The organism is Brevibacillus laterosporus, assembly GCA_007833815.1.
In the GTDB taxonomy this organism is placed as follows: domain Bacteria; phylum Bacillota; class Bacilli; order Brevibacillales; family Brevibacillaceae; genus Brevibacillus_B; species Brevibacillus_B laterosporus_D.
On the sequence record CP033464.1, the window covers coordinates 4,696,420 to 4,708,562 of the forward strand.

General features: G+C 38.3%; 10 protein-coding genes and 3 pseudogenes. 3 read left to right on the forward strand and 10 right to left on the reverse strand.

What is annotated here, in order from left to right; translation table 11 throughout:
- The 4 genes from EEL30_23115 to EEL30_23130 form a co-directional block, all read right to left on the reverse strand.
- Positions 1-1,077 carry an ABC transporter permease gene (locus EEL30_23115; GenBank protein ID QDX94922.1) on the reverse strand — a complete coding sequence of 359 codons (1,077 nt, stop codon included), beginning with the start codon at positions 1,075-1,077 and terminating at the stop codon, positions 1-3.
- Positions 1,070-2,611, reverse strand: coding sequence for an ABC transporter ATP-binding protein (locus EEL30_23120; protein ID QDX94923.1), 1,542 nt, complete (start codon positions 2,609-2,611; stop codon positions 1,070-1,072). The genes EEL30_23115 and EEL30_23120 overlap by 8 nt, the downstream gene beginning before the upstream one ends.
- A gap of 122 nt (positions 2,612-2,733) precedes the next feature.
- Positions 2,734-3,780, reverse strand: a complete 1,047-nt coding sequence (locus EEL30_23125; GenBank protein QDX94924.1) for a BMP family ABC transporter substrate-binding protein — start codon at positions 3,778-3,780, stop codon at positions 2,734-2,736.
- 296 nt (positions 3,781-4,076) lie between these two features.
- A complete protein-coding gene (locus EEL30_23130; GenBank protein QDX94925.1) occupies positions 4,077-6,458 on the reverse strand; it encodes a DNA translocase FtsK in 2,382 nt (793 codons plus the stop codon).
- Between the two features lie 49 nt (positions 6,459-6,507).
- Between EEL30_23130 and EEL30_23135 the strand changes: the two are divergent.
- Positions 6,508-6,688: pseudogene (locus EEL30_23135) on the forward strand (hypothetical protein).
- Here the strand turns inward: EEL30_23135 and EEL30_23140 are convergent.
- From EEL30_23140 to EEL30_23160, 5 genes and pseudogenes are all read right to left on the reverse strand, one after another.
- Positions 6,655-6,882, reverse strand: coding sequence for a hypothetical protein (locus EEL30_23140; protein ID QDX94926.1), 228 nt, complete (start codon positions 6,880-6,882; stop codon positions 6,655-6,657). The pseudogene EEL30_23135 and the gene EEL30_23140 overlap by 34 nt on opposite strands.
- Positions 6,879-7,709, reverse strand: a complete 831-nt coding sequence (locus tag EEL30_23145) for a ClpP family protease (GenBank protein QDX94927.1) — start codon at positions 7,707-7,709, stop codon at positions 6,879-6,881. The genes EEL30_23140 and EEL30_23145 overlap by 4 nt, the downstream gene beginning before the upstream one ends.
- A gap of 190 nt (positions 7,710-7,899) precedes the next feature.
- Positions 7,900-8,244 (reverse strand): YxeA family protein, encoded by a 345-nt coding sequence (locus tag EEL30_23150; protein ID QDX94928.1) that lies wholly within the window; start codon positions 8,242-8,244, stop codon positions 7,900-7,902.
- Between the two features lie 174 nt (positions 8,245-8,418).
- Positions 8,419-8,592: pseudogene (locus EEL30_23155) on the reverse strand (DUF4163 domain-containing protein).
- 136 nt (positions 8,593-8,728) lie between these two features.
- The gene (locus tag EEL30_23160) at positions 8,729-9,961 is read right to left on the reverse strand and encodes a glycosyl transferase (protein ID QDX94929.1); all 1,233 of its coding nucleotides are present in this window, start codon (positions 9,959-9,961) and stop codon (positions 8,729-8,731) included.
- A 239-nt stretch (positions 9,962-10,200) separates the two neighbouring features.
- Between EEL30_23160 and EEL30_23165 the strand changes: the two genes are divergently transcribed.
- Complete coding sequence (locus EEL30_23165) at positions 10,201-10,539, forward strand: hypothetical protein (GenBank protein ID QDX94930.1); 339 nt, start codon at positions 10,201-10,203, stop codon at positions 10,537-10,539.
- Between the two features lie 206 nt (positions 10,540-10,745).
- Here EEL30_23165 and EEL30_23170 read toward each other — a convergent pair whose 3' ends face one another.
- Positions 10,746-10,958 (reverse strand): hypothetical protein, encoded by a 213-nt coding sequence (locus tag EEL30_23170; GenBank protein QDX94931.1) that lies wholly within the window; start codon positions 10,956-10,958, stop codon positions 10,746-10,748.
- Between the two features lie 225 nt (positions 10,959-11,183).
- Here EEL30_23170 and EEL30_23175 point away from each other — a divergent pair.
- Positions 11,184-12,013: pseudogene (locus tag EEL30_23175) on the forward strand (hypothetical protein).
- The last annotated feature ends 130 nt before the right edge of the window (positions 12,014-12,143 follow it).

Below are 12,143 nucleotides of genomic sequence, written 5' to 3' on the forward strand. Positions count from 1 at the left end.
TTACAGCACCTCCTTCTTATTCTTCTTAGAAAGAACAGGTTTTAAGATATATCTAACAATTCCGTGAGCTGCAACGAAGAAGATAACAGAAGCAATTACCACACGAATTAATTCTACTGGTACGCCTGCTCCCATCTTCATTCCATTCGCTCCAAAGGACAAGACTCCAAATAAAATGGCTCCTAATACTACCCCAATAGGTGTATTACCACCGATTAGAGCTACCGCGATTCCATCAAAACCATACCCTGGTTGTGCGGCCATAATTGCTTGGTAATGGAACACTCCAAGAATTTCGGCTGCTCCACCCATACCTGCCATACATCCTGAAATAAACATAGCTTTTACTACATTATTATTTACGTTCATACCAGCATACTGTGCTGCATGCGGGTTAAACCCTGTCGCACGAAGTTCAAATCCTGTTTTGGTTTTCCATAAAATAACAAAGAACAAAACAGCTAAAACAAGAGCAAGTAACGTACCCCAGTGCATACGTGCACTTTCAAACATTTGAGACAACCAACCAATTGCAATGGAAGCTGAATCCTTAATTTCTGGAGAACGCTGTTGACCTTCCGGAACCAATGTAGTAACTAGGATAAAGTTCACCAGATACAAAGCAATCCAGTTCATCATGATCGTTGTGATAACCTCATGGACACCACGTGCCGCTTTTAACCAACCTGCAAAAGCTGCCCATAGTCCACCTGCGATTGTACTAGCAATAATTGTTATTGGAGCATGAATGTAGGCAGGTAAATCCAGCTTTACACCTAGGTAAACAGCTGTAACCATACCCATCATGAATTGACCCTCTACCCCGATGTTAAATAGTCCTGTACGGAAAGCAAAGGCAACTGCCAAACCACTAAAAATTAAAGGAGTGATTTGTCGTATTGTTTCACCGAAATTATAAGCATCACCAAATACTTTCTTTAACAAAGCGCCATAGGCTAACAGTGGATCAAATCCACCTGCCAGCATCGCAATTGCCCCAACGATGAGTCCAAGCAGAATCGCAACAACAGGAACGATGAAAGAATCCTTTGTTAAAACCTTAAAAACATTATTCATCCTGTTCGCCTCCTTGCATGCGTTTTCCACCAGACATCATCAAACCGAGCTCTTGTTCATTCGTTGTTTTCGGATCAACAATACCAACAATTTCACCTTCATAAATAACAGCGATACGATCAGAAACATTGCGGATTTCGTCCAACTCAAACGAAATCAGTAAAACCGCTTTTCCTTTATCGCGTTGCTCAATCAGACGTTTATGAATAAATTCAATCGCACCTACATCCAAACCACGTGTAGGTTGAGCTGCAATTAACAGATCAGGGTCCTTGTCCACTTCACGGGCAATAATCGCCTTCTGTTGGTTACCACCTGACAGCGCGCGTGCTAGGGTATGTATCCCTGGTGTACGTACATCGAACTCTTCAATTAGCTTTGCCGCATGTTTGTTGATAGCGTCATAGTTCAAGAACCCATTCCTATTAAATTCAGGATGGAAATACGTCTCGAGAACAATGTTTTCAGCCATGTTAAAATCAAGAATTAATCCGTGTTTATGTCGATCTTCCGGTATATTAGACAGTCCAGATTCGGATATAAGGCGAGGAGCTTTGTTTGTCAGATCCTTACCTTTTAAAGTAACTGAACCTTCTTGACACTTGCGTAATCCAGTTAACACTTCAATCAATTCTGACTGACCATTACCATCTACACCAGCAATCCCAAGAATTTCCCCTGCTTTGACATCAAAGCTGATGCTATTTAGGGCATTAACTCCTCGATTCCCCATTGCTGTTACATTTTTCACAGAGAAAATCGCCTCTTTAGGATTAGCAGGCTTTTTATCTACCGCAAACGTTACATCGCGTCCCACCATTTTGGAAGCCAATTCGTCTGGATTAGTATCTTTAATCGCTAGGGAGTCGATGGTCTTACCACGGCGGATAATGGTTACACTATCGCAGATCGCCATAATCTCTTTTAATTTATGTGTAATCAAAATAATCGTCTTGCCTTCTTTTACTAGATTGCGCATAATCTCAATTAACTCGGAAATTTCCTGCGGTGTAAGAACAGCCGTTGGTTCGTCAAAAATTAAGATATTTGCTCCACGGTACAATGTTTTAAGAATCTCAACACGTTGTTGCATTCCTACAGAGATGTCTTCGATTTTTGCATATGGATCAACCTTCAGCCCATACTGTTCAGAAAGTGCTTGTACCTTTTTTGCCGCTGAATCTATATCTATCTTCAAACCATTCTTTGGTTCTTTTCCTAGAATAATATTTTCCGTAACGGTAAACGGTTCGACAAGCATAAAGTGTTGGTGAACCATTCCTATACCCATTTCGTTGGCAACGTTTGGACTGGTAATTTTCACCGGTGTTTCATCAAGTAAAATTTCACCTTCATCAGGTTGATACAACCCGAATAGAATATTCATTAGAGTTGATTTACCCGCACCATTTTCACCTAAGAGCGCGTGAATTTCGCCCTTCTTTACTTTAAGCTGGATGTTATCATTCGCAATAATTCCTGGAAAACGCTTCGTAATTCCACGCATTTCTACAACAGTTTTTACATCTTTCATTTCACTCACCCCGTTTTTCTGGGTAATAATTCTAAAGTAATTCTTCACAAGGCAACAACAAGGCTAGTTATGAAACTAGCCCTGTTGCATATTTTTTTCAACACATAAATAACTAGATCAAATTACTGAACAGCTTTTTCTGGAACTTTAATTTCACCGCTAACGATTTTCTCTTTAAATTCATCAACTTTTTTCAGAACTTCAGCCGGTACATTGGCAGTAGAAGTAGAAGCCAAACCTACGCCATCTTCAGCGATACCTAGGTTAACAACTTTTCCACCGTCCCATTTGCCTTCAGCCATGTCTTTGGATACTTTGTAAACAGCCTCGTCTACTTTTTTCACCATAGAAGTCAACGTAATTTCGTTACCAAAGTTAAGAGATTGGTCTTTGTCTACACCGATAACCCAAACGTTTTCGCCTTTTTTCTTACGGTCAGCAGCCTCGTTGAATACACCGTCTCCAGTAGCACCAGAAGCATGGAAAATGATGTCTACGCCTTGCGCATACATACCAGAAGCGGTAGATTTACCTTGGTCAGGTTTGTCAAACGCACCTGTGTAGATAGATACTACTTTAATTTCCGGATTAACTGCTTTTACACCAGCAATAAATCCAGCTTCAAAACGTTCAATAACTGGGATTTTAATACCGCCTACGAAACCAACTTTTTTGGTTTTCGACATTTCAGCAGCAACAACCCCCGCCAAGAATGATCCTTCTTGCTCTTTAAATAATACGGATGCTACGTTTGGTGCATCAACTTGAGCGTCGATAATCGCCAATTTTGCATCTGGGTTTTGGTCAGCAATTTTTTTCACTGGTTCAGCCATCAAGAAACCAATACCCCATGTCAGATCCCATTTTTCCTTAACAAAGTTGTTCAAGTTTGGTACATAGTCAGCATCGCCATTACTTTGGGCATAGTTTGTTTCAATGCCTGTGTCTTTGCTTAGCTTTTGCAGACCTTCCCATGCGCTTTGGTTAAAGGAGTTGTCGTTTACACCACCAACATCAGTAACCATACCAACTTTTGCAGAAAGTTTCTTTTCGGCCGCTGGAGAAGCGCTTTCTTTACTAGGCTCAGTAGGTTGAGCTTTACCGCAACCAGTTAGCACCAGAGAAAGACTTAGGGTCGCCACGGAAAGAACAGATAGGATCTTTTTCATGCTTGTGATACCCCCAATGATCAGTTTTTATGTAGACAAGAAAATATCAGACTATCAAGCATGAGTGTTACTCCAATTGACAGGAGAGAACAAGTAAATAATAAAAACGATAACTTGTTTATTCTGTTCTCTTACCACTGCCTTTTAAGGAAAAACCCCCCATTATCGACATGAATCTAATATTTTCGCCAGTCCGTAGAAATTTTACCCCATGTAAGAAGCGATATGCAAGCGAATTTTTTATTCTATCATTCGGAATATGTTAGTTTTTTTAATATTTAACACAAAAAACATTTTTAGGAGATTTGTGTTTCAGATGATGGGCGCGGAATTCGTACTTCACGAGGCTTACTACCCTCGTACGGACCAACGATTCCCTGAGCCTCCATCATGTCTATTAAGCGAGCTGCTCTCGTATAGCCAACACGCAGTCTTCTCTGTAATAGAGAGGCTGATGCCGTCTGTGCTTCTGCAATAACCTGCACAGCTTGATCGTACATTTCGTCGTCCATGACCATCTGTGGTTCCTCGCTTATTTCCTCGGGAATCATCTCTTCACTGTATTTTGCTTCCTGTTGTTCTTTCACAAACGAAACAACCTCTTCTACTTCCTTATCTGCAACAAAAGCGCCTTGTACACGGGTTGGTTTGGAAGCTCCCATCGGTAAAAACAACATGTCTCCTCGTCCAAGTAGTTTTTCCGCTCCTCCCATATCCAAAATAGTTCGCGAATCAGCCATAGACGAAACTCCAAAGGCAATACGTGATGGAATGTTCGCCTTTATCACACCCGTAATAACGTCAACAGATGGACGCTGAGTAGCAATTAAAAGATGAATTCCAGCTGCTCGAGCCATCTGAGCTAATCGACAAATTGCATCTTCTACTTCTCCTGGTGCTACCATCATCAAATCTGCTAACTCATCTACAATTACAACTATATAGGGCAAAGGAGCAGTTTTTTGGTCTTGTTCTGCTGATTGAACCATTTGGTTGTACATCTCTACGTTGCGGCAATTAGATTTAGAAAACAAATTGTAGCGTCTTTCCATTTCTACCACTACTTTTTTCAAAGCCACAGAAGCACGTTTTGGATCAGTTACAACAGGTGCTAGTAAATGTGGTATACCATTATATACATTAAGCTCTACCATTTTTGGATCTATCATCATTAATTTCACTTCGTTCGGTTTTGCACGCAATAAAATACTCATGATAATCCCATTAACACATACTGATTTACCACTGCCCGTAGCCCCCGCTACCAATAAATGGGGCATTTTTGATAAATCTGCTAAAATTGGTTCACCCGAAATATCACGTCCAAGAGCAACAGTTAACTTAGCTTCTGAGTCTTTGCACTGCTGACTTTCTAAAACTTCTCTAAGTGTTACCAGTGAAATTTCATTATTAGGTACCTCAATACCAATGGCAGATTTACCAGGTATCGGAGCTTCAATACGAATATCTTTTGCTGCTAATGCTAGTGCTAAATCATCCGTCAAGCTTACAATACGGCTTACTTTTACCCCAGTTGCTGGTTGTACTTCATATCGTGTCACTGCAGGACCTCGATGGATTTCAGAGACGATTGCGTTTACACCAAAGCTTTTCAGTGTCTGCACTAGCTTGGCTGCATTTGATGCATGATCTACGTCTTTCTGTTGGGACGTGTTTTTTGGTCTCGACAACATAGACAAGTCTGGGATGACATAATTACTTTCAAGCTGGCTATTCTCTGTCTGAAAGTTCACCGTCACGTCCGGCATCTCTTCTGTTTGCGAATTAGCCTTCGGTTTAATCGTTATCTTAGCGGATGTTTCTGCTCTCTGATTGGGAGCTACAGCTTCCTGTTCTGGAAGAGATTCGTCTACTCGCTCTGTAAAATCCCTTATCACGGGAGAAACGATTGCTTGTTCACTATCTAATTGTTCTTTCCAAGGGACACTATTATCTACAATTAATGGTAATGGACTCTCTATAGCACTGGCATGCTCTAAGTTTGATCCATTCCCATCCTTGACTTCCATTCGCTTCTTTTCTTTTTCTTCCTGTAAAAGTTGAATGGATTCTTTGACGGATTCTTTGGTTCTTGTATAGCCTGCAGAAAGCTTTCCCCGGATGACATTGAATAAATCTACATAGGAAAGTTGGAAAATAAACATGATACCAATCAAAAAGAAAAGGCCAACAACAAGACCTGTCCCAACTTTGCCAATGAGAGCATGTGCTACCGTAAATAAAATAGCCCCTATCATTCCCCCACCAACGCTTACTGTCGATACCTTCTGCTTCTGATCCTCCATAATACGCTCCCATGTTAGCTGGACCATATTTTGGTCAAAACGTCCATTCCCAGACAAAAGCTCATATAATAGTAAATGGTCCCACAACAGGATTCCCATGAAAATGATGAAAAACCCGAACATTCTTGGACTCATTCTTGGGAGTTTGCGAACAAACATCATATAAACAGAAATGACAATAAGGGCAACAGGAATCAGAAAATCCCATGATCCTGCAAACATGCGGAATAAAAAGGAAAGTACCTTTTGACCTAACCAACCACTCTCCAAGAGACCGATCACACTGAGACAGATCATGATAAGACCAATCAGTTCCAGCTTAATGATCGAGGCCCATGCCGATGGGGATGTTTTTCTCTTTCTTCGACTCATGGCACGCTTGCCTCCTTTACATATAAATGCTTGTATCTTTCCAGTCCCCTTGTTACATTCCCTTTTATCAGCGAAAATCCCTGCATTAAGGGAACAAAAACAGCCGGAGTTGATTCGTCCGGCTGTTTTTGCTATCTCAAATTAGTATACCACAGGAAATTGTTACAAATACAAAACCACTAACAAAAAACCTTTATTATTCAAAAAAAGGACGAAATTTAAGTGTTTGACCAGGTGCATATGCAGGATTTACATAGTCATGTGGATTAGGGCTGATTAGTCGTATAATTTTACCCTCATATGCACTAATGGGCTCTACTAACATGACCGCCTCACCCATTTGGATTTCTTGGATTTGCTGTTTCTCCACCTGATCCTGATTAGCAAAAATGATTTCCATTGGCATAGCAGAGTAAATAATCATTGAAGAACACCTTCTTGGTTACGTTTTTCCTCAATGAGCTCATTTAGTTTCTTTAACGCTTTACCAAGTCCACCAACTTCATTAATTAAACCATATTTGACTGCATCAGATCCAATTACATTAGTGCCGATATCACGAGTTAGTTCACCTGTCCGTAGCATAAGATCACGGAATTGTTCCTCTGTAATGTCAGAATTACGAGCAACAAACGAGACAACACGATCTTGCATTTTGTCCAGATACTCGAAGGTTTGCGGTACACCAATGACAAGACCCGTTAATCGGATAGGATGGATAGTCATCGTCGCTGTCTCAGCAATATAGGAGTAATCACCTGCAACAGATATTGGTACACCAATAGAATGCCCTCCACCTAATACAAGGGTAACTACAGGCTTGGATAGTGAAGAAATCATTTCTGCGAGAGCAAGACCTGCTTCAACATCCCCACCCACTGTATTTAAGATAACCATAACTCCCTCAATCTTTTGGTTTTGTTCTGCGGCCACCAATTGAGGAATGATATGTTCATATTTGGTTGTTTTATTTTGAGGAGGTAATTGAATATGACCCTCTACCTGCCCGATAATCGTTAGGCAGTATATATTGCTTTCCAATTGAGGTACGTTAGTCTGACCCAGTTGTGTAATATTTTCTATTAGGCGTTTTTTAGCTTCCTCTGAAGGTTCTTGCTGAGGTGGTGTTATCTCTGGTTGTTCTTGCGCGCGGGAGCGTTCTGGCTGTATTTGGGGCGTTTGTGGACTCTCCTCATTTTTATTACTATTCATTGAAAATGGCGGTTTACGTAAATAATCCTTAGAATTCATCTGGCTTACGACCTCCTTTATGCTAATTTTAGTATGGGTAAGCCATACCGAAATCATGCATTGTTGGAAATACCAGCCATGATTTTAAAAAAACACTCCTATCCGTGATCTTTTGGCAAGTAAAGAAGATCTGCCAATTCCCACAAGAAAGGAGTGTTTTATCGATTTTTATTGGATTTCCCAGACGTTATTATTTTAGCTTTTCATTTGCTTTTGCAGGGATATCTGCTTTTTGTACCTCGTTATAGGTAACTACTTCATCAGCCTCACCACTCTTAACATACACTTCAAGATACGCTTCTTGTCGTAATTGTTTTAGTCCATTAAATGTAATCTTTTTTTCCAATCCATTTTTATCGTAACCGGTTAGTGTATATTCGTACAGATGAGTACCTGTCAAGTTTTTACCTTCTCCAATGATTTGCACATAGTAGATGTCTGCCCCTATTTTTTTAAAAAGATTGTCCTTCATAAGAAAGAACATTCCAACCAAAATTAATAAGAAGACTAAAATCCCGATAATTACCTTTTTCATTTTCATTCTCCTCTATTCTGATTCTCATACTATCAGTATAAGGGAGTTTTACCCAATGTAACATTGAATAGCCTTTCATCAATATTACATTTTTGTAAGATAAGCAGGTAAAAATCATGGTTTAAGTGCCGATGGCTCATCTATAAAAGAAGATAAAGAAAAGGAGAAATTATTGATATCGATAGTATAAGCAATCCGATCCACCATACCGTGCGTGCCACCTGTATACGTGTACGATCAAAGACAACGCTCATTAGACCGTTTTGATTTATAGGTTACGCTGTAATCAAGAGAGAAATCATATGGATTTTCATTTTCTCTCTTCTCCTTTGTTGCTTCAGATCCCATGGATATACAAAACGACCCGTCAACGATTAATTGACAGATCGTTTTTGCTGTATCCCTGTTCCTACAGGCAATATATTTTATGCCCCTCTAAGTTGAAATGCCTGGACTATCTTCATGCCTTAAATATTTACATAGATCAAATGTTTTGGATCAAACGAGTAAATTTCAAAACTTCATCAGATGCTTTGTCATACCCTCCTGCATCACGGAATGATTGACTAATTATTTTTGCTTTTTCCTTATAAACCGGATTTTGCAAAACTTCGTTAACAGCTTGTTTTAAATCCTCGCAAGATAGCTGCTTGATATTTAACATAGTCCCTGCACCAAGTTCTTTTACTCGATGAGCCACCATAGGTTGATCATTTATCATTGGGAGCATAACTAAAGGCACTTCAAAATAAAGTGATTCACTTGTACTATTCATTCCACAATGGCTTATAAAAACATCCGTTTGACGGAGTACATCCAATTGAGGGACATAATTGCGAACAATAAAGTTATCTGGTACATCTCCCAGTTGTTCCACGGTTAGTTCCCGCCCTATACTAAGTACCACTTTAACATCCAAGTCTTTTAAAGCTTCGAAGCATTTTTGATAAAGATCAGATTGTTTGGATACGATTGTTCCCATAGAGATGAAAATAACACACTTTTCTTTTAGTGAATCAATTGGAAAATCCCCTAGGTTACTACTTTCAGTAATTGACGGACCTACAAAAATATAGTTATCCTTGAAATTCTGGCTATTTCTCTGAAAATAAGAAGAAGTGAAAACAATATTTAGATCACCTGAGCCTGGACTGAGCAAAAAGTTTCCGGGTAACGGAACTTCATACTTATTTTCTAAGTGTTTTTTGCGTTTTTCTATTTCTTCCAATCGTAAAAACGCTTGTATCATGGCCAACCGTTCTTGTTTCCGTTTCATATCACTTGTTCCTGTAAGTTCCATGTTTACTTGTGGGTCTTGTGAGAAGGCAAACGTGGTCCAAGTGGCAATAGATAATAACCTACATTGATGAGCAACCCATTGTCCTGTTAACGATTGAGCATCATATAAAATATAATCATACGTTTCTTTGGAGATTTCATCCAAAACAGAATCCGTTATCATCTCCAATGCACTCAGAAATTGTAGTAAATATTCTTCTGGCTGTGAGTTCAAAAGATGACTGCTCTCTTGAAGCTTTCTCTGTGCTTCTTGATTAATGGGGCGAAACGTAGCACCTGTTTTTTCAATTTTCTCCTGAAATTTATTTGATGAATAATAGACAATCTGTTCCCCACGTTTTACTAAATCGCTAACTAACCCCAACGTTGGATTTACATGACCTTCCCCAAGCATACTGATGTAAAGTGCTCGTGCCATTTGTTTTCCCTCCAATAAATATTGTTCGATATGTTTTTTTGATTAAAGAAAGTAAAGTTGTCTATGATGATCATAAACAGTGCAACAATAGAACAGCTATTTTTAACCTTACATTATTTTGCCAACGACATATTAAAAAAAGCTGATATCACCATACAATTATAAACATATAATTAATTTGTTTGTATTATAACAAACATTTCAATATATCGTCTATAAAATTACAAGAGGTGAATAGCATGAAAAGAAATTCTTATTTACTATTTGGCTTTTTATGTGGCTTTATTTCTTCAATAATGAACATTTATTTATGGTATGCCGCAATAATTCGCGATCAAACAATAAAAGGACTATTCTTAGTATTTCTGTTTTTTATATTATTTCCTGCTATTTTTGGATTAGTAACCTCATTCGTTTCTCCTCCAGTAATAATTATTTCCTTCGTTTGGTCACTACCATTGAGCATCTACTATATGTTTTCTAGTACGGGTATATGGTTTGCTTTGTTTTGTTTTCTATATTTAGTCTCAGCAATATTAAAATTCAAAGGAATAAATAAATTAACTCTAAGTCAATAACAAGCTCTTTCGTTAGAATAATGTCACGTTTTTCAATATAGCAATAAACTCAGTTGAAGATACTAAACAATAACATAAACAACCCCATCATAAATCTTATCGATGGGGTGTCTATGTATCCCTGTTCCCACAGGCAATACACTGTATGTAATCTAAGAGGTACTGCTAGGGCTAGGATTCCATACCCATGCCGTTTCAATTACTCCTCAATCTCCCTTGATTGCTTTCCACCAATTGATTGTAAGAGCATAATCATACTGTCGGGAGTCAGATATCCGGTAACAAAACTCGGCTAACTCATCCTCTTCAATGATCGGCTTCTCGATCAGTTTCTTATCCTCGTGAAGCTGGCGTAGCATCTCAGCATGCTCTGGCAAAATAAATTTCGTTACAAGTGGATCAAGAATTTTACTAGCCATCAAAACATCTCCTTAAATACGAATGCGCGTTCTTATTTTGTTTGATGATAAGGAGATTATGCAATGGGTAAAATTACATAGCCATTATCAAACATGAGCAAGCCCTCCTAAAGATTATATTTGTGGAGATTGTGATATTTTGTCGAATCATTAAAGTATAATTATTTTGTAATTTATGGTACATTTCTTTAAAATAAGAAATATATACCAAAAAGAGTTTGAATCATGAACAAAACAATACTTACATCAAGCGCCGTAGCTCTAATCCTAGCAATTGGATCAACAACTATTCCAGTTCATGCTGAGGAAAACATAAACGCCGTATCATCAGAAGTGGTTAATAATTTTGAATTAACAGCTGAGCAAAAGGAAGCCCTTGAATTCTACGAAGAATATAAAGATGTGTTTAATGAAGATGAAGCAGAGCCAGAAATATTATCCTTGATAAGTTATGATGATAATCAAATAGCATTAAGACAAGGTAATGTAATTGAGGCTTTTCTAAATGAGGATGAAGGTTTGGGCTTAAGAGACATGAAAAGAATTAAAGAATATGGAGACGAGGCAAAAGATACTGCAAAAAAATACTACAAAAATGATTCTCAATTAGAGGACGCATATAGACATTTTCTGTGGAATTATCTATCCGTTAATGATAGCCGTTTAGGAAAAGTTAAAACCCGGGTAGCAACAACCAATCATGAATGGGGTTTACTCCTTCGAAATGATGCACTAGATTACTACGGAGAAAGTTTGTCGACGTTAATAAAAATGGGCATGAGTAGCAATGCTGCCATAAGTGCGGCTTTTGCTGATACTCTAAACGAACTTCCGAAAATGAAAAAAAAGAAAATAAGCTCGTTTTCTGACTTTAAACGGTATGTTGATGATGCAAATGTAATGGATTGGAATAACAATGAGTTTGGTAGATACTATTCATATATTAAGGATAAAGATGATGCATTTAAGCAAGCAAAACCTTTCCTAATTTTAGCAGAGAAGAAAGTTTCAAGTTCAGATTACAGAAAAGTAATGATGGAGGTTGGTGGAAATAATTGTTTTTTGATTCGTATTTATTAGGTCAAACCCATAAGAAAAACCTGTTACATTTTTAATGGTGTAACAGGTTTTTTAAAATAGTTTCTCGACTAGATAAAATGTGAACAGATATGATATCTTTAGTTA

Excerpts from the sequence above, each read along its gene's own strand:
- EEL30_23130 (QDX94925.1), bottom strand. The coding sequence starts at position 6,458 with ATGAGTCGAAGAAAGAGAAAAACATCCCCATCGGCATGGGCCTCGATC.
- EEL30_23115 (QDX94922.1), bottom strand. The coding sequence starts at position 1,077 with ATGAATAATGTTTTTAAGGTTTTAACAAAGGATTCTTTCATCGTTCCT.
- EEL30_23160 (QDX94929.1), bottom strand. The coding sequence starts at position 9,961 with ATGGCACGAGCACTTTACATCAGTATGCTTGGGGAAGGTCATGTAAAT.
- EEL30_23150 (QDX94928.1), bottom strand. The coding sequence starts at position 8,244 with ATGAAAAAGGTAATTATCGGGATTTTAGTCTTCTTATTAATTTTGGTT.
- EEL30_23145 (QDX94927.1), bottom strand. The coding sequence starts at position 7,709 with ATGAATTCTAAGGATTATTTACGTAAACCGCCATTTTCAATGAATAGT.
- EEL30_23170 (QDX94931.1), bottom strand. The coding sequence starts at position 10,958 with ATGGCTAGTAAAATTCTTGATCCACTTGTAACGAAATTTATTTTGCCA.
- EEL30_23165 (QDX94930.1), top strand. The coding sequence starts at position 10,201 with ATGAAAAGAAATTCTTATTTACTATTTGGCTTTTTATGTGGCTTTATT.
- EEL30_23140 (QDX94926.1), bottom strand. The coding sequence starts at position 6,882 with ATGATTATTTACTCTGCTATGCCAATGGAAATCATTTTTGCTAATCAG.
- EEL30_23120 (QDX94923.1), bottom strand. The coding sequence starts at position 2,611 with ATGAAAGATGTAAAAACTGTTGTAGAAATGCGTGGAATTACGAAGCGT.
- EEL30_23125 (QDX94924.1), bottom strand. The coding sequence starts at position 3,780 with ATGAAAAAGATCCTATCTGTTCTTTCCGTGGCGACCCTAAGTCTTTCT.